Source organism: Shigella flexneri 2a str. 301 (assembly GCF_000006925.2).
In the GTDB taxonomy this organism is placed as follows: Bacteria; Pseudomonadota; Gammaproteobacteria; order Enterobacterales; family Enterobacteriaceae; genus ECMA0423.
This window is the reverse complement of the sequence record NC_004337.2, coordinates 2,161,003-2,184,249: the sequence shown is the minus strand read 5'-3', so window position 1 is coordinate 2,184,249 and position 23,247 is coordinate 2,161,003. Positions and strand designations below refer to the sequence as shown.

General features: G+C 52.1%; 19 protein-coding genes, 2 pseudogenes and 4 other annotated features (1 of these 25 only partly in view). Of the genes and pseudogenes, 12 read left to right on the top strand and 9 right to left on the bottom strand.

Annotated features, from left to right (window positions below; all coding sequences use genetic code 11):
- The first annotated feature begins 8 nt into the window (after positions 1 to 8).
- The 10 genes from SF2159 to gatR all read left to right on the top strand — a co-directional run bounded on the left by SF2159 (position 9) and on the right by gatR (position 8,394).
- Positions 9 to 1,061 carry a fructose-bisphosphate aldolase gene (locus tag SF2159; protein NP_707985.1) on the top strand — a complete coding sequence of 351 codons (1,053 nt, stop codon included), beginning with the start codon at positions 9 to 11 and terminating at the stop codon, positions 1,059 to 1,061.
- Positions 1,062 to 1,368: 307 nt separating this feature from the next.
- Positions 1,369 to 2,223 (top strand): tagatose-bisphosphate aldolase, encoded by an 855-nt coding sequence (gene gatY / locus SF2158; protein NP_707984.2) that lies wholly within the window; start codon positions 1,369 to 1,371, stop codon positions 2,221 to 2,223.
- Between the two features lie 28 nt (positions 2,224 to 2,251).
- Entirely contained in the window at positions 2,252 to 3,514 is a 1,263-nt protein-coding gene (gene gatZ / locus SF2157) for a D-tagatose-1,6-bisphosphate aldolase subunit GatZ (protein ID NP_707983.1), read from the top strand.
- Between the two features lie 9 nt (positions 3,515 to 3,523).
- Positions 3,524 to 3,976, top strand: coding sequence for a PTS system galactitol-specific transporter subunit IIA (gene gatA / locus SF2156; protein ID NP_707982.1), 453 nt, complete (start codon positions 3,524 to 3,526; stop codon positions 3,974 to 3,976).
- A 30-nt stretch (positions 3,977 to 4,006) separates the two neighbouring features.
- Positions 4,007 to 4,291, top strand: coding sequence for a PTS system galactitol-specific transporter subunit IIB (gene gatB / locus SF2155; RefSeq protein NP_707981.1), 285 nt, complete (start codon positions 4,007 to 4,009; stop codon positions 4,289 to 4,291).
- Between the two features lie 3 nt (positions 4,292 to 4,294).
- Positions 4,295 to 5,650 (top strand): PTS system galactitol-specific transporter subunit IIC, encoded by a 1,356-nt coding sequence (gene gatC / locus SF2154; protein ID NP_707980.1) that lies wholly within the window; start codon positions 4,295 to 4,297, stop codon positions 5,648 to 5,650.
- Positions 5,651 to 5,689: 39 nt separating this feature from the next.
- Positions 5,690 to 6,457 (top strand) — a mobile genetic element.
- A complete protein-coding gene (insA, locus tag SF2153) occupies positions 5,745 to 6,020 on the top strand; it encodes an insertion element IS1 protein InsA (RefSeq protein ID NP_707979.1) in 276 nt (91 codons plus the stop codon). Its footprint overlaps the feature before it by 276 nt.
- Positions 6,047 to 6,442 carry an insertion element IS1 protein InsB gene (gene insB, locus SF2152; RefSeq protein ID NP_707978.1) on the top strand — a complete coding sequence of 132 codons (396 nt, stop codon included), beginning with the start codon at positions 6,047 to 6,049 and terminating at the stop codon, positions 6,440 to 6,442. Its footprint lies within the feature at positions 5,690 to 6,457.
- A gap of 17 nt (positions 6,458 to 6,474) precedes the next feature.
- Positions 6,475 to 7,515 (top strand): galactitol-1-phosphate dehydrogenase, encoded by a 1,041-nt coding sequence (gene gatD / locus SF2151; RefSeq protein NP_707977.1) that lies wholly within the window; start codon positions 6,475 to 6,477, stop codon positions 7,513 to 7,515.
- Positions 7,516 to 7,614: 99 nt separating this feature from the next.
- On the top strand, positions 7,615 to 8,394 hold the full coding sequence (gene gatR / locus SF2150) for a galactitol utilization operon repressor (RefSeq protein ID NP_707976.1): 780 nt from the start codon (positions 7,615 to 7,617) through the stop codon (positions 8,392 to 8,394).
- A gap of 81 nt (positions 8,395 to 8,475) precedes the next feature.
- On the opposite strand, the gene SF2149 is transcribed toward gatR, so the two are convergent.
- Positions 8,476 to 9,375: a lipid kinase gene (locus tag SF2149; RefSeq protein ID NP_707975.1), complete on the bottom strand. Its 900-nt coding sequence runs from the start codon at positions 9,373 to 9,375 to the stop codon at positions 8,476 to 8,478.
- Between the two features lie 345 nt (positions 9,376 to 9,720).
- On the opposite strand from SF2149, the gene SF2148 reads away from it, so the two are divergent.
- Positions 9,721 to 10,098 (top strand): hypothetical protein, encoded by a 378-nt coding sequence (locus tag SF2148; protein ID NP_707974.1) that lies wholly within the window; start codon positions 9,721 to 9,723, stop codon positions 10,096 to 10,098.
- Positions 10,086 to 10,235, top strand: a sequence feature (Similar to Escherichia coli K12 conserved hypothetical protein gi: 1788400 (89 aa). BLAST with identity of 94% in 49 aa. This CDS has been truncated. The sequence has been checked and is believed to be correct.). It overlaps the preceding gene by 13 nt.
- Positions 10,086 to 10,235, top strand: a pseudogene (locus SF2147). It overlaps the preceding feature by 150 nt. Before SF2148 ends, SF2147 begins: the two are co-directional and overlap by 13 nt.
- A 204-nt stretch (positions 10,236 to 10,439) precedes the next feature.
- Here the strand turns inward: SF2147 and yegQ are convergent.
- From yegQ to SF2139, 8 genes and pseudogenes are all read right to left on the bottom strand, one after another.
- The gene (yegQ, locus tag SF2146; protein NP_707973.2) at positions 10,440 to 11,801 is read right to left on the bottom strand and encodes a protease; all 1,362 of its coding nucleotides are present in this window, start codon (positions 11,799 to 11,801) and stop codon (positions 10,440 to 10,442) included.
- A 146-nt stretch (positions 11,802 to 11,947) separates the two neighbouring features.
- Positions 11,948 to 12,319, bottom strand: a complete 372-nt coding sequence (locus tag SF2145; protein ID NP_707972.1) for a hypothetical protein — start codon at positions 12,317 to 12,319, stop codon at positions 11,948 to 11,950.
- A 151-nt stretch (positions 12,320 to 12,470) separates the two neighbouring features.
- Complete coding sequence (gene baeR, locus SF2144; protein NP_707971.1) at positions 12,471 to 13,193, bottom strand: DNA-binding transcriptional regulator BaeR; 723 nt, start codon at positions 13,191 to 13,193, stop codon at positions 12,471 to 12,473.
- Positions 13,190 to 14,593 carry a signal transduction histidine-protein kinase BaeS gene (gene baeS / locus SF2143; protein ID NP_707970.1) on the bottom strand — a complete coding sequence of 468 codons (1,404 nt, stop codon included), beginning with the start codon at positions 14,591 to 14,593 and terminating at the stop codon, positions 13,190 to 13,192. The genes baeR and baeS overlap by 4 nt, the downstream gene beginning before the upstream one ends.
- On the bottom strand, positions 14,590 to 16,005 hold the full coding sequence (gene yegB / locus SF2142) for a transporter (protein ID NP_707969.1): 1,416 nt from the start codon (positions 16,003 to 16,005) through the stop codon (positions 14,590 to 14,592). The genes baeS and yegB overlap by 4 nt, the downstream gene beginning before the upstream one ends.
- Positions 16,006 to 19,071, bottom strand: coding sequence for a multidrug efflux system subunit MdtC (yegO, locus tag SF2141; RefSeq protein ID NP_707968.1), 3,066 nt, complete (start codon positions 19,069 to 19,071; stop codon positions 16,006 to 16,008).
- Positions 19,072 to 22,194: a sequence feature (Similar to Escherichia coli K12 conserved hypothetical protein gi: 1788390 (1041 aa). BLAST with identity of 98% in 1041 aa. This CDS contains an in-frame stop codon. The sequence has been checked and is believed to be correct.), on the bottom strand.
- Positions 19,072 to 22,194, bottom strand: a pseudogene (yegN, locus tag SF2140). Its footprint overlaps the feature before it by 3,123 nt.
- Positions 22,194 to 23,246 (bottom strand): acriflavin resistance protein AcrA-like protein, encoded by a 1,053-nt coding sequence (locus tag SF2139; protein ID NP_707967.1) that lies wholly within the window; start codon positions 23,244 to 23,246, stop codon positions 22,194 to 22,196. The pseudogene yegN and the gene SF2139 overlap by 1 nt, the downstream one beginning before the upstream one ends.
- Positions 23,222 to 23,247 (top strand) — a mobile genetic element (it continues 1,343 nt past the right edge of the window). Its footprint overlaps the gene before it by 25 nt.

Sequence of the window (23,247 nt, the reverse complement as noted above, 5' to 3'; positions counted from 1 at the left end):
GCATAGTAATGACAGATATTGCGCAGTTGCTTGGCAAAGACGCCGACAACCTTTTACAGCACCGTTGTATGACTATTCCTTCTGACCAGCTTTATCTCCCCGGACATGACTACGTAGACCGCGTGATGATTGACAATAATCGCCCGCCAGCGGTGTTACGTAATATGCAGACGTTGTACAACACCGGGCGTCTGGCTGGCACAGGATATCTTTCTATTCTGCCGGTTGACCAGGGCGTTGAGCACTCTGCCGGAGCTTCATTTGCTGCTAACCCGCTCTACTTTGACCCGAAAAACATTGTTGAACTGGCGATCGAAGCGGGCTGTAACTGTGTGGCATCAACTTACGGCGTGTTGGTGTCGGTATCGCGGCGCTATGCGCATCGCATTCCATTTCTCGTCAAACTTAATCACAACGAGACGCTAAGTTACCCGAATACCTACGATCAAACGCTGTATGCCAGCGTGGAGCAGGCCTTCAACATGGGCGCGGTGGCGGTTGGTGCGACTATCTATTTTGGCTCGGAAGAGTCACGTCGCCAGATTGAAGAAATTTCTGCGGCCTTTGAACGCGCGCACGAGCTGGGCATGGTGACAGTGCTGTGGGCCTATTTGCGAAACTCCGCCTTTAAGAAAGATGGCGTTGATTACCATGTTTCCGCCGACCTGACTGGTCAGGCGAACCATCTGGCGGCAACCATAGGTGCAGATATCGTCAAACAAAAAATGGCGGAAAATAACGGCGGCTATAAAGCGATTAATTACGGTTATACCGACGATCGCGTGTACAGCAAGTTAACCAGCGAAAACCCGATTGATCTGGTGCGTTATCAGTTAGCTAACTGCTATATGGGCCGGGCTGGGTTGATAAACTCCGGCGGTGCTGCAGGCGGTGAAACTGACCTCAGCGATGCAGTGCGTACTGCGGTTATCAACAAACGCGCAGGCGGAATGGGGCTGATTCTTGGACGTAAGGCGTTCAAGAAATCGATGGCTGACGGCGTGAAACTGATTAATGCCGTGCAGGACGTTTATCTCGATAGCAAAATTACTATTGCCTGATACGCCTCATACGAACAGCACCACCCCGTAGGACGGATAAGACGTTTACACTGCATCCGGCAACCTATGCCTGATGCGACGCGGAAGCGTCTTATCATGCCTACATAGCACTGCCACGTATGTTTACACCGCATCCGGCATAAAAACACGCGCACTTTGCTACGGCTTCCCTATCGGGAGGCCGTTTTTTTGCCTTTCACTCCTCGAACAATTTTCATATTGTTGTTTTTGCGATCATTATCTCGACATTTAAAAGCAAATAATTTCATTATATTTTGAAATCGAAAGCAAACGACAAGATATGAAAATGTACGTGGTATCGACAAAGCAGATGCTGAACAACGCACAGCGCGGCGGTTATGCGGTTCCGGCATTCAATATTCACAATCTCGAAACGATGCAAGTGGTGGTGGAAACCGCTGCCAACCTGCATGCGCCGGTCATCATCGCCGGAACGCCTGGCACATTTACTCATGCTGGTACAGAAAATCTGTTGGCGCTGGTCAGCGCGATGGCGAAGCAATATCACCATCCACTGGCAATTCATCTCGACCATCACACGAAATTTGACGATATCGCTCAGAAGGTTCGTTCTGGCGTGCGCTCAGTCATGATTGACGCCTCGCATTTGCCTTTTGCGCAAAATATTTCACGGGTCAAAGAGGTGGTGGATTTTTGCCATCGCTTTGATGTCAGCGTCGAGGCGGAGCTGGGGCAACTTGGCGGCCAGGAAGATGATGTGCAAGTCAATGAAGTCGATGCGTTGTACACCAACCCCGCACAGGCGCGTGAATTTGCCGAGGCAACCGGGATTGATTCCCTGGCGGTCGCCATCGGCACGGCTCACGGTATGTATGCCAGCGCACCGGTGCTTGATTTTTCTCGACTGGAGAACATTCGCCAGTGGGTGAACTTACCGCTGGTGCTGCATGGCGCGTCAGGATTATCGACTAAGGATATTCAGCAAACCATCAAACTGGGGATATGCAAAATCAACGTTGCAACGGAGCTGAAAAATGCCTTCTTGCAGTCGTTAAAAAATTACCTGACCGAGCACCCCGAAGCGACCGATCCCCGGGATTATTTGCAGTCGGCTAAATCCGCAATGCGCGATGTGGTGAGCAAAGTGATTGCCGATTGTGGCTGCGAGGGCAGGGCATAACGCACCTGCCATTTAACAAGGAAAAAACATGAAAACGTTAATTGCCCGGCATAAAGCTGGTGAACATATCGGCATATGTTCAGTCTGTTCTGCCCATCCGTTGGTTATCGAAGCGGCGCTGGCATTTGATCGCAACAGCACGCGCAAAGTGCTGATTGAAGCAACGTCAAACCAGGTCAATCAATTTGGCGGTTATACCGGAATGACACCGGCAGACTTTCGCGAATTTGTTTTTACGATTGCCGATAAAGTTGGGTTTGCACGCGAACGCATTATTCTCGGCGGCGATCATCTGGGACCAAACTGCTGGCAGCAAGAAAATGCGGATGCGGCGATGGAAAAATCCGTCGAGCTGGTAAAAGCATATGTTCGTGCTGGCTTCAGTAAAATTCATCTTGATGCGTCAATGTCCTGCGCGGGGGATACCATACCGTTAGCACCAGAAACGGTTGCGGAACGAGCTGCTGTGCTTTGCTTTGCTGCGGAAAGTGTGGCGACAGATTGCCAGCGTGAGCAACTGAGCTATGTCATTGGCACTGAAGTTCCGGTTCCGGGCGGTGAGGCCAGCGCCATTCAGTCAGTACACATCACCCATGTTGAAGATGCCGCCAATACTTTACGTACGCATCAAAAGGCCTTTATTGCCCGTGGGCTGACAGAGGCGTTAACACGTGTGATTGCCATCGTGGTGCAGCCGGGTGTGGAATTTGATCACAGCAATATTATCCATTATCAGCCGCAGGAAGCGCAGGCGCTGGCGCAATGGATAGAAAACACCCGAATGGTTTATGAAGCACATTCTACCGATTACCAGACCCGGACGGCTTATTGGGAATTAGTCCGCGATCACTTTGCAATATTGAAAGTCGGTCCCGCATTAACCTTTGCTTTACGCGAGGCGATATTTGCACTGGCACAAATTGAGCAGGAACTTATCGCCCCCGAAAATCGCAGCGGTTGCCTGGCGGTAATTGAAGAAGTGATGCTCGACGAACCGCAATACTGGAAAAAATATTATCGCACGGGTTTTAACGATTCATTACTGGATATTCGTTACAGCCTGTCGGATCGTATTCGTTATTACTGGCCGCATAGTCGGATTAAAAATAGCGTTGAAACGATGATGGTGAATCTGCAAGGCGTGGACATCCCACTGGGCATGATTAGTCAGTATCTTCCCAAACAATTTGAACGCATTCAGTCCGGGGAATTATCAGCAATGCCGCATCAGCTTATTATGAATAAAATTTATGATGTTTTGCGCGCCTATCGCTACGGCTGTGCGGAATAAGGACGGTATATGACTAACCTGTTTGTTCGTAGCGGAATTTCTTTTGTCGATCGTAGCGAAGTTTTAACCTATATCGGTAATGAGATGCTCGCGAAAGGTGTGGTTCATGATACCTGGCCACAGGCATTAATTGCCAGAGAAGCAGAATTCCCTACCGGGATAATGCTTGAGCAGCACGCCATTGCAATACCGCATTGTGAGGCGATTCATGCTAAGTCGTCAGCCATTTATCTGTTAAGGCCAACAAATAAAGTTCATTTTCAGCAAGCGGATGATGATAACGACGTGGCGGTATCGTTGGTTATTGCGTTGATTGTGGAAAATCCGCAGCAGCAATTGAAACTTTTACGCTGTTTATTTGGCAAGTTACAACAGCCCGATATCGTCGAGACACTAATTACTCTTCCTGAAACTCAGTTAAAGGAATACTTCACAAAGTATGTTTTAGATTCAGACGAATAAATCCCTCTGTAACAATAAAAAGGACTATTTATGAAACGCAAGATTATTGTCGCTTGCGGAGGCGCGGTTGCGACCTCTACGATGGCGGCGGAAGAAATTAAAGAGTTGTGTCAGAGTCATAATATTCCTGTTGAATTAATCCAGTGTCGGGTTAATGAAATAGAAACCTATATGGATGGTGTGCATTTGATATGTACCACTGCCAGGGTGGATCGTAGTTTTGGCGATATTCCGTTAGTTCACGGCATGCCTTTTGTTTCTGGTGTCGGTATCGAAGCATTACAAAATAAAATTCTGACTATCTTACAGGGATGACCTATGTTTTCAGAAGTCATGCGTTATATTCTCGACCTCGGCCCTACAGTGATGCTGCCGGTTGTCATCATTATTTTTTCTAAAATATTAGGCATGAAGGCAGGCGATTGCTTTAAAGCGGGTCTGCATATCGGGATTGGCTTTGTTGGCATTGGCCTTGTGATTGGCTTAATGCTGGATTCCATTGGTCCGGCGGCGAAAGCGATGGCGGAAAATTTCGACCTGAATCTGCATGTGGTCGATGTCGGCTGGCCGGGCTCTTCACCAATGACCTGGGCGTCGCAAATTGCGCTGGTGGCGATTCCGATTGCGATATTGGTTAACGTGGCGATGTTACTGACCCGTATGACGCGGGTGGTAAATGTTGATATCTGGAATATCTGGCATATGACCTTCACCGGCGCGTTGCTGCACCTGGCAACCGGTTCATGGATGATAGGGATGGCGGGTGTGGTAATTCACGCGGCGTTTGTTTATAAGCTCGGCGACTGGTTTGCCCGCGATACCCGAAATTTCTTTGAGCTGGAAGGTATTGCTATTCCGCACGGTACGTCGGCGTATATGGGGCCGATTGCGGTGCTGGTCGATGCTATCATCGAGAAAATCCCAGGCGTTAACCGAATTAAATTTAGCGCCGACGATATTCAGCGCAAATTTGGCCCTTTTGGCGAACCTGTCACCGTGGGTTTTGTGATGGGGCTGATTATCGGCATCCTCGCGGGTTACGATGTCAAAGGTGTATTGCAGCTGGCGGTAAAAACGGCGGCAGTTATGCTGCTGATGCCACGGATGATTAAACCCATCATGGATGGTTTAACGCCCATCGCTAAGCAGGCCCGTAGTCGTTTACAGGCGAAGTTCGGCGGTCAGGAGTTCCTGATTGGCCTGGATCCCGCATTACTGCTGGGGCATACGGCGGTGGTATCGGCAAGCCTGATTTTTATTCCGCTCACCATTTTAATTGCTGTTTGTGTTCCGGGTAATCAGGTACTGCCGTTTGGCGATCTTGCCACTATCGGCTTCTTCGTGGCGATGGCGGTCGCGGTGCATCGTGGAAATCTGTTCCGCACCTTAATCTCGGGTGTCATCATTATGAGCATCACCCTGTGGATCGCGACGCAAACTATTGGTTTGCACACCCAACCGGCGGCTAATGCTGGGGCGTTAAAAGCCGGGGGTATGGTGGCTTCAATGGATCAGGGCGGTTCTCCCATTACCTGGTTACTGATTCAGGTTTTCTCCCCGCAAAATATTCCCGGTTTCATTATTATCGGCGCAATTTATCTGACCGGTATTTTCATGACCTGGCGTAGAGCGCGTGGTTTTACTAAACAAGAGAAAGCCGTTCTCGCAGAATAATTTTTACCTGAGGGGGAGGTTATCCCCCTTAACAATCAGGGTAATGCTGCCAACTTACTGATTTAGTGTATGATGGTGATTTTAAGGTGCTTGCGTGGCTTCCATTTCCATCAGATGTCCTTCCTGCTCCGCTACTGAAGGCGTGGTGCGTAACAGCAAAAGCACTGCCGGACATCAGCGCTATCTCTGCTCTCATTGCCGTAAAACATGGCAACTACAGTTCACTTACACCGCCTCTCAGCCCGGTACGCACCAGAAAATCATTGATATGGCCATGAATGGCGTCGGATGTCGCGCCAGTGCACGCATTATGGGCGTTGGCCTCAACACGGTTTTACGTCACTTAAAAAACTCAGGCCGCAGTCGGTAACCTCGCGCATACAACCGGGCAGTGATGTGATTGTCTGCGCTGAAATGGACGAACATTGGGGCTACGTCGGTGCTAAATCACGTCAGCGCTGGCTGTTTTACGCGTATGACAGGATACGGAGGACGGTTGTGGCGCACGTCTTCGGTGAACGCACTCTGGCCACACTGGAGCGTCTTCTGAGCCTGCTGTCGGCCTTTGAGGTCGTGGTATGGATGACGGATGGCTGTCCGCTGTATGAATCACGCCTGAAGGGAAAGCTGCACGTTATCAGCAAGCGTTACACTCAGCGCATTGAGCGACATAATCTGAATCTGAGACAACATCTGGCAAGGCTGGTACGGAAGTCACTGTCGTTCTCAAAATCGGTGGAGCTGCATGACAAGGTCATCGGGCATTATCTGAACATAAAACACTATCAGTAAGTTGGAGTCATTACCAACAATCAGGAGTTTTTATGAAATCAGTAGTGAATGATACTGATGGTATCGTGCGCGTTGCAAAAAGCGTCATTCCTGAAATTAAACATCAGGATGAGGTGCGGGTAAAAATTGCCAGCTCGGGCTTATGTGGTTCCGATTTACCCAGGATATTTAAAAATGGTGCACATTATTATCCAATAACGTTAGGCCATGAATTTAGCGGCTATATTGATGCGGTGGGATCCGGTGTTGATGATTTACACCCTGGCGATGCGGTTGCCTGTGTGCCGTTATTACCCTGTTTTACTTGTCCAGAGTGTTTGAAAGGGTTTTATTCCCAGTGCGCAAAATATGATTTTATTGGCTCGCGGCGTGATGGTGGATTTGCTGAATATATTGTCGTTAAGCGAAAAAATGTCTTTGCTCTACCCACGGATATGCCTATTGAGGATGGGGCTTTTATTGAGCCGATTACCGTTGGCCTGCATGCTTTTCATTTAGCGCAAGGTTGTGAGAATAAAAACGTTATTATTATTGGTGCCGGAACCATTGGCCTGCTGGCTATTCAGTGCGCTGTCGCGCTGGGAGCAAAGAGTGTGACGGCGATCGACATTAGCTCAGAAAAACTGGCACTGGCAAAATCTTTCGGTGCGATGCAAACATTTAACAGTAGCGAAATGAGCGCGCCGCAAATGCAGAGCGTTTTACGCGAACTGCGCTTTAATCAGCTTATCCTCGAGACGGCTGGCGTACCGCAAACTGTCGAACTGGCGGTAGAGATTGCCGGTCCTCATGCCCAACTGGCGCTGGTGGGCACGTTGCATCAGGATCTGCATTTAACATCGGCAACGTTTGGCAAAATATTGCGTAAAGAGCTGACGGTTATCGGCAGTTGGATGAACTATTCCAGCCCTTGGCCGGGGCAGGAGTGGGAAACGGCGAGCCGGTTGCTGACAGAACGTAAGTTAAGCCTGGAGCCATTAATCGCTCACCGTGGAAGCTTTGAAAGCTTCACCCAGGCGGTGCGTGACATCGCTCGTAATGCCATGCAGGGCAAAGTGTTGCTCATTCCATGAAACCGCGGGCCAGCGTGATGCTGGCCCGGTATTGTGCAAAACAGATCATTCACCAATGGTCCCCCTTCGTTTACACTAGCCACAATTGAATATGGGTAAATGACGATGAATTCATTCGAGCGAAGGAATAAGATCATCCAATTAGTGAATGAACAGGGAACCGTGCTTGTTCAGGATCTGGCGGGAGTATTTGCTGCCTCGGAAGCGACAATCCGTGCCGATTTGCGCTTTCTCGAACAAAAAGGCGTGGTTACGCGCTTTCATGGCGGTGCGGCGAAAATAATGTCCGGTAATAGTGAAACCGAGACCCAGGAAGTCGGGTTTAAAGAGCGATTTCAGCTCGCCAGCGCGCCAAAAAACAGAATAGCGCAGGCGGCAGTCAAAATGATCCATGAAGGGATGACCGTTATTCTCGACAGCGGAAGTACCACAATGCTTATCGCCGAAGGATTAATGACCGCTAAAAATATCACGGTGATTACCAACAGTCTCCCGGCAGCGTTTGCCCTTTCCGAAAATAAAGACATTACTCTGGTCGTCTGTGGTGGCACGGTCCGCCATAAAACGCGCTCGATGCATGGTTCCATTGCCGAGCGTTCATTGCAGGATATTAATGCCGATTTAATGTTTGTCGGTGCTGATGGTATTGATGCGGTTAATGGTATTACGACCTTTAATGAAGGTTATTCGATTAGCGGGGCGATGGTCACCGCCGCAAATAAAGTGATTGCCGTTCTCGATTCATCGAAATTTAATCGTCGCGGTTTTAATCAGGTACTGCCAATCGAAAAAATTGACATTATTGTTACCGATGATGCTGTGTCAGAGGTGGATAAATTGGCATTGCAGAAGACACGGGTAAAATTAATTACGGTGTAGTATTGTTCTGTATGCCGGATAAGGTGTTTACACCGCATCCGGCATTACGGATTCTCCCTGGTTCAAGAGAGAATAGTTTGATTAACGCAATAATGGACAATCTGGTGGTAATCGACAACGCAACGCCGCCGGAAGTATTTCAATATGGAAGTTTTGCCCACTCAACGGTTCGCCATCAAGATTAAAAGTGATTTCGTGTGGGGCTTGTATATCAAACCACGACGAAGCGCCTTCGATAATATTCGGGTTATCTTCGTCAGATTTTAAGGTTGATACGAGAGCCGGAAGAATTTCATCGCCGGTAAAAATGCGCAGTTGCAGCAAGCCATCGTTAATTAACGCGTTCGGGCACAATTGTTGACCGCCACCGGCCTGACGCCCGTTACCAATACCAATGACCAGGGCGTCACCTTGCCAGTGAAAGTTTTCACCGCGGATTTCACAACGGTCCGGTTGCAGAGTATCCATGCGCATTAAGCCATGAATGATGTAAGAGACGCCACCCAGCGCGGCTTTTAATTTTTCCGGCGTTTCTGTGGTAATACGCGTCCCAAATCCGCCTGTCGCCATATTAATAAAACAGGTTTGTTTGTTGACCTGCGCCATATCTATCGCAATGGCATTACCGGCAATTGCCAGTTTCAGCGCCTTATCCAGTGCCTCAGGAATCCCTACACTGGTGGCAAAATCATTGGCGGTTCCTAATGGCAAAATTCCCAGCGCGGGTATGTCATCCCCCTCACACTGAATCAACGCCGTACAAACTTCATTAATGGTGCCATCGCCACCACCGGCAATCACCGTTGCGACGCCCAACTTCCGGGCCTCCTCTACAAATCGTGCGGCATCACCTTTCTCCCAGGTGACCCGCACATGGATCGTCATTCCTTCCTCACGCAACAGCATAATTGCTTCGCGCAAGGGTAGATTGTCAGTACTTTTACCATTAAGAATCAGTAAGCTGGCGGGAAATTCTGCCATGATCGTATGTGCCTTTATGATTGGTCTGTAGATAGTGTAGAGCAGAAAACAAAAGGTGGAGTCAGAACAGGATGAAAGTCGGAGGATAAAAAGTCAGTTCAAGTATGGAGGATTCAGTGGTTACCACCAGGAGCTTGCAATGGGGACAGCGAATACTAACGGCTGCCACCGATAAATTTCAAAAAAGAGCATATACCTAATATTCAACTAAACAGTGGCATCTTCAATATAATATATTAAAGCCCCCATGGAGTTACCCTGAAGGGCCTCAATGTCCGTAATTCCTACTTATGTAGGAAATGTTGTACAGAACATTTATTATAATCCTATTCAATTATAATAATCATGCCATTATTATATTTAAACACTAGAGAGTGTCGTTGGTATTTAATGGGGGAAGGTGAGATGAAAAAGATAGCTGCTATATCATTAATTAGTATTTTTCTTATATCTGGTTGTGCTGTGCATAATGATGAAACAAGTATCGGTAAATTTGGTCTTGCATATAAAAGTAATATTCAGCGTAAACTCGATAACCAATACTACACCGAAGCCGAAGCTTCTTTAGCCAGGGGCAGAATATCTGGTGCAGAAAATATAGTAAAAAATGATGCAGCCCATTTCTGTGTTACTCAGGGCAAAAAAATGCAGATAGTTGACCTGAAGACAGAAGGTGCAGGATTACATGGCGTCGCTCGTCTGACATTCAAATGTGGAGAGTGAGAATATTTTTTTGTAAGCGTCAAACATGCGCGTTCTGGCTGTGCGTAGCCGGAACCTGGGCGAGCACGATACCGTTACGTGAAAGGCATTGTGCTATGAAGGGGGATTCTATCGATGTGGTCAATGGAAGACGGTTATCAGGGATCAATCCTTCTTTACAGCTTATGTACAAAAAATAAGCCCGTGTAAGGGAGATTACACAGGCTAAGGAGGTGGTTCCTGGTACAGCTAGCATTTTATGGATTATGTTTTTCAGCGAAACGGATGATAACCTTAATAAATGCAGCTGTATGTGATCGGTTTCTAAGAATTTTCCATCCGGGAAAAATAATCGAAATTAATCACTTACCGTGGGGGTTACGCGTGGTTTCCCCGGAGAAATTACGCATTAGCAGCGCGTAATTTAGCTCAAGATCCTGCGGGACCGGGAGCCACACAGTATAACCATCGCCTGGTGCGACCGGCATAGCTTCGCCTTTGGCGTTTTCCATGTGCTCAAGGGTAAAGTTAATGTTGCCTTGCGGCGTCATCAGCTCAAGACTGTCGCCAACGGAGAATTTATTTTTCACCGCTACCGCTGCGAGGTCCCCCTTGCGCTCACCGGTAAACTCACCAACAAACTGCTGGCGGTCAGAAACTGAATAACCGTATTCGTAGTTCTGATAATCGTCGTGAGTATGACGACGCAGGAAACCTTCGGTATAGCCACGATGCGCCAGACCTTCCAGAGTTTCCAGCAGGCTGGTATCGAACGGTTTTCCCGCAGCGGCGTCATCGATAGCTTTGCGGTAAACCTGTGCGGTGCGTGCGCAATAGTAGAAAGATTTGGTACGACCTTCGATTTTCAGCGAATGCACGCCCATTTTGGTCAGGCGTTCTACATGGGCGATGGCGCGCAGATCTTTCGAGTTCATGATGTAAGTGCCGTGCTCATCTTCAAACGCGGTCATATACTCGCCCGGACGCTGGGCTTCTTCGATCATAAACACTTTGTCGGTTGGCGCGCCGATACCCAGCGTCGGCTCAACATTTTGCACCGGAATCGGCTCGTACTTGTGTACGATGTTGCCAACGTCATCTTCTTTCCCTTCCTGGACGTTGTACTCCCAGCGGCAGGCGTTGGTGCAGGTGCCCTGGTTCGGGTCGCGCTTGTTGATATAGCCAGAGAGCAGGCAGCGACCGGAGTAGGCCATGCACAGTGCGCCGTGAACGAAGATCTCGATCTCCATATCCGGCACCTGATTATGGATCTCTTCAATCTCTTCCAGCGACAGCTCGCGAGAGAGGATCACGCGGGTCAGTCCCATTTGCTGCCAGAATTTCACCGTCGCCCAGTTCACGGCGTTAGCCTGCACCGAGAGGTGGATCGGCATTTCAGGGAAGTGCTCACGCACCAGCATAATCAGCCCTGGATCGGACATAATCAGCGCATCCGGCCCCATTTCCACCACCGGTTTCAGGTCACGGATAAAGGTTTTCAGCTTGGCGTTGTGCGGTGCAATGTTGACCACGACATAAAACTTTTTCCCCAGCGCGTGGGCTTCATTGATGCCGAGCTGAAGATTTTCGTGGTTGAATTCGTTGTTGCGCACACGTAGGGAGTAACGCGGCTGGCCCGCATAAACAGCATCTGCGCCATAAGCGAAAGCGTAACGCATATTTTTCAGCGTTCCCGCCGGGGAAAGGAGTTCCGGTTTAAACATAATTCTCTCGTTCTGATGACAGGTCAGATCCGCTTCACCTGATGAAGCGGTTAGGGGAGGCCCCCACTTTAAGGGCGGGCATTGTAGCGCTGTAGGGGGGATCTGGTAAAGCGCCGGACGCCAACAACCCACGCCCGGCATCGTAATTACGTATTGTCTTTCACCGTCTGGCTTGTGCCATTGGCTTTAACGGAGGCAATTCCGGTTTCACGAGATTGCGCGGTGGCGTACATCTGGCTGGAGCCGATAATTTGATGATTAGCGGCTTTCAGATTGAAATAGAATTTGCCGTTGCTTGCCGTTTTTTTCTCATAGCGCTCTTCTTGCGGGCTGTTGCTACGCACCGACGCGATGCCCTTTTCCGCAGAGGCTTTTGAGGTATACAGCTCGCTGGTGAGGATAGTCTCACCATTGCCCGCTTTTAGCACAAACCGGAACTGATTATCACTGCTCTTACTGAGTTCAAACCAACCAGCCATAATGACTCCTTGATTGAAATTGCTTATCGAAAACAGCATCTAAAGGTGCTGTTTACTGATTAAAGTATGAGCGATTTTCTGATGCCTGCCAGGGCGGAGAGATAATGTCAGTTTGCTGACCATGCGTGGAATAATGTTGCCGGATCGGGTCTGAACGCCATCTCCGGCTAACAAAGTAATGTCGCTAAAACTAAACGATGCGGCAGGCGTCGGCTTCCCAGCGGTAACCAACGCCGTAAACGGCGCGGATAAATGACTGTTCGGCGTCGAGAGATTCCAGCTTGCGGCGCAGATTTTTAATGTGGCTGTCAATGGTGCGGTCGGTTACTACGCGGTAGTCGTCATAAAGATGATTGAGCAATTGCTCGCGGGAGAACACTTTTCCTGGTTCGTGAGAGAGCGTTTTAAGCAGACGAAATTCCGCAGGCGTCAGGTCAAGCATTTTACCGCGCCATGAAGCCTGAAAACGACCTTCGTCGATAATCAACGGGCTTTCGGCATCCTGTTGCTGAAGTTCGCGTTGCGGTTTACAACGGCGCAAAATGGTTTTGACACGCGCTACCACTTCCCGTGGGCTGTACGGCTTGCAGATGTAGTCATCGGCGCCAATCTCCAGCCCCAGCAGGCGGTCGATCTCTTCGATTTTTGCCGTCACCATCACGATCGGAACATCGGAAAAACGACGAATTTCCCGGCATAATGTCAGGCCATCGGTGCCAGGGAGCATCAGATCCAACAGGATCAGATCCGGTGGTGTCTGGCGCACATACGCCAGTACCTGATCGCCGTGGCTGATAAGCGTCGGCGCATAGCTCGCAGCACGCAGATAATCAATGAGCAACTGCCCCAGCTTCGGTTCATCTTCCACGATCAAAATACGCGGTGTGTTTTCGTCGATTGGTAACTCGGTCATACTTCTCTCTGTAAATCCCGTTCCAGCGGTAACTCTACTGTAATGCTTACCCCGCCAAAAGGCGAATGGGCGGCAATAATGCGGCCATTATGGGCTTCAACAATGTTCAGGCAAATCGCCAGCCCCAGCCCGGAACCGCCGCTGGCGCGGTTGCGGGAACCTTCGGTGCGATAAAAACGTTCAAACAATTTTTGTAGCTGATCGTCACTGACACCTGGCGCACTGTCGGCAAAGGTCAGGCGCACCGTTTTGTCGTGCTGCTCGGCAGAGATTTTCAGGCTGCCGCCGCTGTCAGTGTAGCGCAGGCTGTTTTCCAGTAAGTTATTGAATAACTGCATTAAACGGTCGCGATCGCCAAATACGGTGATACTGTCTGGCAGGGAAAATTGCAGTTTCAGGCCACGGCTGGCGAATCGTTCGCGAAATGCGCCGCCCGCCACTTCCAGCAGTGGGATCAAATCTACCGGTGCTTTTTGATAGGCGAGAGCGCCTTCATCAGACATCGACAACTGATGAAGATCGTCAACCAGTTTGGTCAGTGTACCGACCTCCGCCTGTAAAGACGCCACCGTCTCCGGCGTGAATTTGCGCACGCCATCCTGAATGGCTTCCAGTTCACCGCGCAGCACCGCTAATGGCGTACGCAGTTCGTGAGAAATATCGGCCATAAAATCGCGCCGCATTTGCTGGTTTTTCTCCAGCGTGCTGGCGAGCTGGTTGAAGTCTTGCGCCAGTTTGCCCAGTTCATCTTCACTGGTGGGCGTTACGCGGGTAGTGAAATCGCCCGCCGCCAGTTTGTGCGTGCCATCGACAAGTCGTTTTACCGGTGCCAGCAAACCGCGCGCCAGCAGAAAGGTGGCGAGCGCCGCGAGTAACGTTGCCAGGGCGACGATCAGCCAGCTGGTTTGCCGCTGTTGTTTATCGAAATTGATATCAGTATTGCGGGTCAGCCGCTCAACAGGGGAGGCAATCACCGCGCCCACTTCCGCACCGTTGACCAGAATGGGTCGCCGTGTACCGTCAGGTGGAATCGGCGCTCGCGGACCAACCAGTACTTTGTTGTTTTGATCGACCACCCAGAACTGGGTACGCCAGCCGTGCGGCGGCATACCCGGGCCGGGTTTATCTTCCGAATTATCGTGTTCAAATGAACGCAGGATCTGAAAGACAAAGCGATCGTTGTTGCGCAGGAAGCGCCAGTTACCATGCTGCGCATACTGCTCGCCAAGCGCATCACTTAACAGCTGTAATCGCTGTTCATTGCCGTGTTTGATGTAATCAATAAAGCCACGCTCAAAACTGATACGCACCGCCCAGTGCATACTGATCAGCAAGACAATGCAGGTGGCGAAAATCGCCAGAAACAGTTTGCCGGTAATACCGGGTCGCCAGAACTTCATTGCGCGCTCCTTTTTCGCCGCGAAATAGCTACATTTTGATGCGTATCGTTCGGCACTCTGGCAAAGATGAACGCCGGAAGGGCGATGATAAACGCCATGCTAAGCCAGGTGTACATAAAGACGGTTTGTGTGGTGCCGCTGTCGACGCTGATATGCTGCGAACCAAAAAGCCCCAGCAACAGCCCGGCGATGGTGACGCCGATACTCATCGACAATTGCATAATCATCGACAGCAGGCTGTTTCCGCTGCTCGCCAGATTGTCCGGGAGATCTTTCAGCGTCAGGGTGTTCATGGAGGAGAAACGGGTCGAGTTGACCATCCCTTGTAAAAACAGGACGAACGGCAAAACGTAGTACCAGCCCAACAGAGCGGTAGTCATAAACAACAGGGTGACCAGCGACAGACCCAGCGTGGTCGCTACCAGTACCCGACGATAACCAAAGCGATTCACCACCTGTACCACAATTCGCTTCATTCCCATGCTGCCAAGCACCATCGGGATCATCATCAGTCCGGCATGAAACGGCGAGAAACCGAGGCCAATTTGCAGGAAAACCGGTGTCATAAAGGGCAACATGCCACTGCCAATACGTCCGGCAAAGCTCCCCGCCAGGCCCAGCGAAAAGGTACGAGTGCGGAACAGTTTCAGACTGAACAGGGCGCGGTTGTTATTTCTGGCGTGCAGCAGATAAAGCACCAGTGCCACCACGCCAACTGCGACCAGGCCAGCAATCGCCAGCGGCGATAAACCTGTACCTTTACTGCCGTCCAGCGCCAGGGTTAATACCGCCATGCCAACCGCCAGCAATAAAAAGCCGGAAAGATCAAAGCGCCGCGTCTGCATGGTGTAGTTCGGCATTAACATCAATGTGGCGATCGCACCGATAATCCCCACCGGAATGTTGATCAAAAAGATCCAGTGCCACGACGCGTATTCTACCAGCAGACCGCCGAGCGCCGGACCGAGCAGCGGACCGACCTGACCGGGTAACGTGACAAAGGTCATCGCCGCCATATATTGCTCGCGCGGTACGATTTTCATCACCGTCAACCTGCCGACCGGCACCATCATCGCACCGCCAACGCCCTGTAACGCGCGTGCCAGCAACAGTTCGTTCAGCGTGCCGGAAAGCGCGCAAAACAGTGAACCGAGAGTAAACAGCACGATGGCGGTAAAGAAAATATTGCGCACGCCGACTTTGTCCGCCAGCCAGCCGCTGGCGGGCAGCATCACCGCCACGGTCAGCACATAAGAGACAATGACCATGTGCATATGCAACGGACTTTCCCCGAGGCTTTGCGCCATTGAGGGAAGGGCGGTGTTTACGATGGTGGTGTCCAGCGACTGCATAAAGAAGCCGAAAGCCACAATCCATAATTGCCAGCGGGTGCTGTCGGGAAGATCTGTCATTTACTCGGTTACCGTTTGTTTAGGTTTACGCGAAAAACGCAGCCGCAGACGGTCGAAAAAGAGATACACCACCGGCGTGGTATACAGCGTCAGGAGCTGGCTCATCACCAGACCGCCGACAATGGTGATCTCCAGGGGTTGCCGCAGCTCCGAGCCGTCACCGCCCGACAATACCAGCGGCAGCGCGCCAAACAGCGCCGCCAGGGTGGTCATCATAATCGGGCGAAAACGCAGCAGACAGGCCTGGAAAATAGCTTCCTGCGGCGTCAGGTTACCGTGCCGTTGGGCTTCAAGCGCAAAATCGACCATCATAATGGCGTTTTTCTTCACGATGCCGATTAATAGCATGATCCCTATCAGGGCGATTAGGCTGAACGGGGCATTGAACAGCTCCAGCGCCAACAGCGCTCCAACGCCCGCCGAGGGCAGGGTGGAGAGAATCGTCAGCGGATGTACGTAACTCTCGTAAAGGATACCCAGCACGATATACACCGTGGCGATGGCGGCGATAATCAGGATCACCTGCGAGTTCATCGTCTCCTGGAAAACCTGCGCCGTGCCGGCAAAACTGCCGCGCACCGTCGAAGGCACACCAAGCTGGGTCATTGCGCGATCGATCGCCGCACTGGCGTCCGAGAGCGATTTTCCGGTCGGCAGGTTGAACGAGATGGTCGAGGCCGCCGATAATCCCTGATGATTCACCGATAGTGGGGCATTCGCCGGTTGCCATTTAGCGAAATACGACAGCGGGATCGCTTTGCCTTCGTTATTGATAACGAACATTTTTTCCAGCGCACTGATGTCCTGGGTATAGCGCGGATCCACTTCCATCACCACTTTATACTGGTTCATCGGCTGGTAAATGGTCGAGATTTGCCGCTGACCGAAGGCGTTATTTAACAGACTGTTGGCGGCCTGTACGTCGATTCCCAGCCGTGCCATGGTGTCGCGGTCGTAAACCAGATTCATCTCCGCGCCGTTATCCTGCTGATCGGAGTTCACGTCCGCCAGTTCCGGCAACGTCGCCAGTTTTTTGCGGATTTTCGGCTCCCATTCGCGCAGTGCCGCCAGGTCGTCGGATAACAACGTGTACTGGTAGCTGGCGTTCGACTGACGCCCACCAACGCGAATATCTTGTACCGCCATCAGGAACAGATTCGCCCCCGGTTCTTTCGCCAGCTTCACGCGCAGACGGTCGATAATTTGCTGCGCCGTTTCGCTGCGTTCGTCGCGTGGCTTCAGGGTGATAAACATCATCCCACTGCTAACTCGTGAACCGCCGGTAAAGCCGGTGACATTATCCACTGCCGGATCGTCACGGATAATTTTCATGAAATCCTGCAATTTGCCGCGCATCGCCTGAAACGAAATACTCTGATCCGCCTGTATCCCACCCATCAGTACGCCGGTGTCCTGCTCCGGGAAGAAGGTTTTCGGGATCGAGATATTCAGCGCAATGGTGCCAAGCAGCACCACGCCCACCAGACGGGTATGATTGAGCACCCATTTCAGCGACTTGCCGTAGCCTTGTTGCAGGGCTACCAACATGCGGCCAAAACCACGCAGTCGCTTTTGCTCACGCGGCTTGCTGGCTTTTAGCATCCAGCCGCACATCATTGGCGTTAGCGTCAGGGAAACCAGCAACGAAATACCAATGGCGACAGAAAGCGTCACGGCAAACTCGCGTAACAGTCGGCCCGGCAATCCGCCCATCAACAGCAGCGGCAGGAACACCGCCACCAGTGACAGACTCATCGACAGCACCGTAAAGCCGACTTCGCGAGTACCTTGCAGCGCGGCCTGTAGTGGTTTCATCCCCGCTTCCAGATGACGGGCAATGTTTTCCAGCACCACAATGGCGTCATCCACCACGAAACCAGTAGCAATGGTGAGCGCCATCAGCGAAAGATTATTGAGACTGAATCCGCACAGGTACATCGCCGCAAACGTACCAATCAGCGAAACCGGCACCGCAACGGCGGGAATAATAGTGGCGCGACCCGAGCGCAGGAATAAAAAGACCACCAGAATCACCAGCGCCACCGAGATAATCAGCGTTTGCTCGACTTCTTCCAGCGAGGCGCGAATGGTGGGGGAGCGATCCTGGGCAATTTGCAGATCAATCGCCGCCGGAATGGTCTCCTGCAACTCTGGTAATTTTGCCCGGATGCTGTCTACCGTCTGGATAATATTGGCTTCCGGCAGTTTGCGGATCATCAGTAAAATAGCCGGTTTGGCGTTGGTCATCCCGGCGTTGCGCACATCCTGCACTGAGTCAGTCACCGTCGCCACATCGCCCAGACGAACCGCGCCGCCGTTGTTGTAGTGAATAATCAGCGGCTGATATTCAGCGGCGGTTTTCAGTTCATCGTTGGTCTGGATCTGCCAGCGGTGAGTGCCATCTTCCAGCGCCCCCTGCGGTTTACGCACGTTGGCATTGCTGATGGCAGTGCGTACGTCGTCCAGCGACACGCCCTGATTAAACAGCGCCTGCGGGGTCAGCCCGACGCGCACGGCGGGCAGCGAGCTGCCACCGACATCGACATCACCGACACCGTCGATTTGCGAAATCGTCGGAGCCAGCTGCGTCGAGGCGAAATCGTACAGTTCACCCTGCGAATAAGTATCGGATGTCAGCGTGAGGATCATAATTGGCGCATCCGACGGGTTCGCTTTGCGATAGGTCGGGCGGCTGGGCATCCCGCTGGGCAGCAAACTTTGTGCAGCGTTGATCGCCGCCTGCACATCACGCGCTGCGCCGTTGATATCCCGGTCAAAATCAAACTGCAAAATAATGCGCGTGCTGCCGAGCGAACTGCTGGAGGTCATTTCACTAACCCCGGCAATGCGCCCAAGTGAGCGCTCCAGCGGCGTGGCAACGGAAGACGCCATTGTCTCCGGCGACGCACCGGGCAGCGAGGCGCTGACCATAATCACCGGAAAATCGACCTGCGGCAGCGGGGCGACCGGCAGCATACGGAAACCCAGTATGCCGCACAGGGTAATGGCGACCGACAGTAAAATCGTCGCCACCGGGCGGTAAATGAAGAGGGCAAAAAACTTCACTTACGCCTCCTCTTCATGGCGAGCAAAGCGACTTTTGGTCCACAATGCCAGGCGGTCGAACAGCAGATAAATCACCGGCGTGGTGAACAGCGTCAGCACCTGGCTGACAATCAGACCGCCGACCATGCCGATACCTAACGGACGACGCAGTTCCGCGCCGACCCCGGTACTCAACATCAGCGGCAGCGCGCCAAGCAGAGCCGCCAGGGTGGTCATCAGGATCGGACGAAAACGCAACAGACAAGCCTGGTAGATTGCATCGCGCGGCGACATGCCTTGCTCGCGCTCAGCAGCCAGCGCGAAGTCGATCATCATGATGGCGTTCTTCTTCACAATACCGATCAGCAAAATAATGCCGATAATCGCAATCACATCCAGTTCGCTACCGGCAATCATTAATGCCAGCAGCGCGCCGACCCCTGCGGTGGGTAGCGTCGAGAGAATGGTGATCGGGTGAATAAAGCTCTCGTACAGAATGCCGAGCACGATATACATCGCCACCACCGCCGCGACAATCAGCCAGACAGTGCTGCCCAGCGCCGACTGGAAGGCGAGGGTGCTGCCCTAGAATTGCGTGGTGATATCCACCGGCAGATTCAGCGTCTTTTCGGTGTCCATAATCGCCTGCACCGCATCGCCCAGCGAATAGTTATCCGGCACGTTAAAGGAGATGGTTGTTACCGGGAACTGATCCAGATGGTTGATGGAAAGCGGCGCAAAACGCTGCTCAATTTTGGCAATTGAGCTTAACGGCACCACGCCACCGTCGCTGCTGGTCAGGCGAATGGTATCCAGCGCCGCGAGGCCTGGGGTATTTTCGGTATTGTGCTCCAGCACCACGCGATACTGGTTAGCCTGAGTATAAATAGTGGAAATCAGTCGCTGACCAAACGCGTTGTACAGGGCGTTATCGACGTCCGCCATGCTGATCCCCAGACGGCTGGCGCTGTCGCGATCAACATTGACATACGCCACCAGCCCTTTGTCCTGCCAGTCGCTGGAGACATCAGAAAGCTGTGGCAGTTGCTGGAGTTTTTCCATCAACTGTGGCACCCAGGTACTGAGCGCATCCAGTGACGTGGCCTGCAAGGTAAACTGGTACTGGGTGCGGCTGACCTGAGTATCGATGGTCAGGTCCTGCGTTGGTTGCAGGAAGAGATCGACGCCCGGCACTTTATCTACCGCCGTTTGCAGACGGGCGATGACTTTTTGCACCCGATCATCACGTTCATCCAACGGTTTGAGGTTGATTTGTAAACGTGCACTATTCAGCGACGGGTTAGTGCCATCAACGCCAACAAATGAGGTCAGGCTTTGCACTGCCGGATCCTGCAAAATCACGTCCGCGACCTGGCGTTGTCGCTGGGCCATATTGGCAAAGGAGCTGGATTGCGGTGCCTGCAAAGTGCCCTGAATAATGCCGTTGTCCTGTACCGGGAAGAAACCTTTCGGAATGAACACCCACAGCAGCACGCTAAGCAGCAGCGTGCTGAGTGCCACGCTTAAGGTCAGCCACGGATGATTCAGCACTTTCGCCAGTCCACGACCATAGGCGGCGATTATCCTGTCGAACATTTTTTCCGAGGCACGGGAGAAGCGGTTCTGTTTACGCAACGACTCCTGGCTGAGCATCCGCGCGCACATCATCGGTGTCAGGGTCAGCGACACCACCGCTGAGATCAAAATCGCTACCGCCAGGGTAATAGCAAATTCGCGGAACAGTCGCCCGACGATATCGCCCATAAACAGCAGTGGGATCAACACCGCAATCAGTGAGAAGGTCAGCGAGATAATGGTAAAGCCGATTTCACCTGCGCCCTTGAGCGCCGCCGCCAACGGTTTTTCGCCTTTTTCGATATAGCGGGAAATGTTTTCGATCACCACGATGGCGTCATCGACCACGAATCCGGTGGCGATAGTTAAAGCCATCAGTGTCAGGTTATTGATTGAAAAATCGAGAAACACCATAACCGCGAAAGTGCCGATTAACGACAGCGGTACAGCAACACCGGGAATGATGGTCGCCGGAATATTGCGCAAAAACAGGTAGATAATCATGACTACCAGCGCGATAGCCATCATCAATTCAAACTGAGTATCATCGACGGATGCGCGGATATTGGTGGTGCGATCGGAAAGCACTGTCACCTTCACCGATTTCGGCAGACTCTCAGTGAGCTGTGGCAGCATCTGCCGAATGCTGTCGGCGGTGGAGATAATGTTAGCACCGGGCTGGCGCTGAACATTCATCACAATGGCCTGTTCTTTGTTCGCCCACGCGCCGAGCCAGCTGTTTTCTGCACCTTGCTCTACAGTTGCGACATCGCCCAGACGAATTGGCGCGCCGTTCTGGTAGGCGATGATTAGCTGGCGATACTCTTCGGCGGATTGCATCTGGTCGTTCGCGGAAAGCGTGACCGCACGGGAAGGGCCGTCGAGGCTACCTTTTGCCGAGTTAACGTTAGCGCCGGTAATGGCGGTGCGCACGGTTTCGCTGGTCAGGCCGAGGGCGGCAATCGCCTGAGCGTTAAGTTTGACGCGAACAGCCGGACGCTGACCGCCGGAAAGCGTCACCAGGCCGACGCCGGAAATCTGCGAGATTTTCTGCGCGACGCGGGTTTCCACCATATCTTCCACTTGCGTCATCGGCATGGCGGTTGAGGTGACGGCGAGCGTCATGATCGGCGGATCTGCCGGGTTCACTTTGCTGTAAACCGGCGGGTTAGGCAGATCGCTCGGCAACAAGTTGGTCGCAGCGTTAATCGCGGCCTGCACTTCCTGCTCGGCGACATTGAGCGGTAATGTTAGCTGGAACTGCAAAGTGATAACTGACGCACCGCCGGAACTTTGCGACGACATCTGTTTCAGGCCAGACATCTGCCCGAACTGGCGTTCGAGCGGCGCGGTAACGGCAGAGGTCATGACATCCGGGCTGGCACCTGGGTAGAGCGTGACCACCTGAATGGTCGGATAGTCCACTTCCGGCAGCGCCGAAACGGGCAGGGCGCGATAACCGATAATCCCGGCGAGTAAGATCGCCACCATCAGCAGCGTGGTGGCGACAGGACGCATAATAAACAGGCGCGACGGGCCGCCTGTGCTGCTCGGGGGTAACACCTGCATCAGGAGCGTGCTCCTTTTTTCGCGTATTCGCGGCTGGTGGCTTTCTCTTCCGGAGTGGTGGCGCTCTGGGCTTCCACCACTTCCACTTTCGCCCCTTCGGTCAGGCGATCAATGCCGTCTGTCACCACGCGATCGCCCGCAGAAATACCTGCACGGATCACCACTTTCTGACTGTCCTGAATGCCCGGCGTCACCAGATGTTTGCTGACCTTGTTTTCGCTATTCAGCACCCAGACAAAATGGCCTTCATTGCCCATTTGCAGGGCGGCTGTTGGGATCACTACGGCGTTTTGTTCGGTGTCGACTAACATGCGCGCGTTAACAAACTGATTGGGAAACAGCGCATCATCCTGATTATTAAAGCGTGCTTTCACTTTAATCGTACCGGTTGTGGCATCGATTTGGTTATCGAGGCTTAACAGCGTGCCTTCACTTAATTTCTTCGAATTGGTGCGATCCCAGGCTTCTACCATCAGCGGTTTTCCGGCTTTTTGCGCCTGCACTACAGTAGCGATATCGCTTTCCGGCAGGGTAAAGACTAAATCGATAGGATGCGTCTGGGTGATCACCACAATTCCGGTGGTATCACCACTGGAGATTTGGTTACCAACATCAACTTGCTTGAGACCAACGCGACCATCGACTGGTGCGGTGATGCGGCTCCAGTCGAGTTGCAACTGCGCGCTGGCGACGCTTGCTTCATCAGCCTTAATGGTGCCTTCGGTTTCACTGACCAGCGCCTGTTGGGCATCCAGCTCCTGACGGGAGACGAGATTGGTTTTTGCCAGTTGCTGATAACGCGCCAGATCACGGCGGGCGTTAGCAAGCGTGGCTTTATCTTTTGCCAGTTGGCCCTGGGTTTGTGCTAATGCAACTTTGAACTGGCTGGGGTCAATTTCTGCCAGTAAATCGCCTGCTTTGACCTGCTGGCCTTCCTGGAAATGTAACGCCATCAGTTGACCGTCCACGCGGCTGCGCACCGTAACAGTATTAGCGGCGGTAATGGTGCCAAGCCCGGTGAGGTAACGTGCCCCTATTAAGTTGTCAAGCATG

Bases quoted from the DNA above. Each gene is read 5' to 3' on its own strand.
- SF2159 (NP_707985.1), top strand. From the start codon at position 9: ATGACAGATATTGCGCAGTTGCTTGGCAAAGACGCCGACAACCTTTTA.
- gatY (NP_707984.2), top strand. From the start codon at position 1,369: ATGTACGTGGTATCGACAAAGCAGATGCTGAACAACGCACAGCGCGGC.
- gatZ (NP_707983.1), top strand. From the start codon at position 2,252: ATGAAAACGTTAATTGCCCGGCATAAAGCTGGTGAACATATCGGCATA.
- gatA (NP_707982.1), top strand. From the start codon at position 3,524: ATGACTAACCTGTTTGTTCGTAGCGGAATTTCTTTTGTCGATCGTAGC.
- gatB (NP_707981.1), top strand. From the start codon at position 4,007: ATGAAACGCAAGATTATTGTCGCTTGCGGAGGCGCGGTTGCGACCTCT.
- gatC (NP_707980.1), top strand. From the start codon at position 4,295: ATGTTTTCAGAAGTCATGCGTTATATTCTCGACCTCGGCCCTACAGTG.
- gatD (NP_707977.1), top strand. From the start codon at position 6,475: ATGAAATCAGTAGTGAATGATACTGATGGTATCGTGCGCGTTGCAAAA.
- gatR (NP_707976.1), top strand. From the start codon at position 7,615: ATGACGATGAATTCATTCGAGCGAAGGAATAAGATCATCCAATTAGTG.
- SF2149 (NP_707975.1), bottom strand. From the start codon at position 9,375: ATGGCAGAATTTCCCGCCAGCTTACTGATTCTTAATGGTAAAAGTACT.
- SF2148 (NP_707974.1), top strand. From the start codon at position 9,721: ATGCCATTATTATATTTAAACACTAGAGAGTGTCGTTGGTATTTAATG.
- yegQ (NP_707973.2), bottom strand. From the start codon at position 11,801: ATGTTTAAACCGGAACTCCTTTCCCCGGCGGGAACGCTGAAAAATATG.
- SF2145 (NP_707972.1), bottom strand. From the start codon at position 12,319: ATGCTGTTTTCGATAAGCAATTTCAATCAAGGAGTCATTATGGCTGGT.
- baeR (NP_707971.1), bottom strand. From the start codon at position 13,193: ATGACCGAGTTACCAATCGACGAAAACACACCGCGTATTTTGATCGTG.
- baeS (NP_707970.1), bottom strand. From the start codon at position 14,593: ATGAAGTTCTGGCGACCCGGTATTACCGGCAAACTGTTTCTGGCGATT.
- yegB (NP_707969.1), bottom strand. From the start codon at position 16,005: ATGACAGATCTTCCCGACAGCACCCGCTGGCAATTATGGATTGTGGCT.
- SF2139 (NP_707967.1), bottom strand. From the start codon at position 23,246: ATGCTTGACAACTTAATAGGGGCACGTTACCTCACCGGGCTTGGCACC.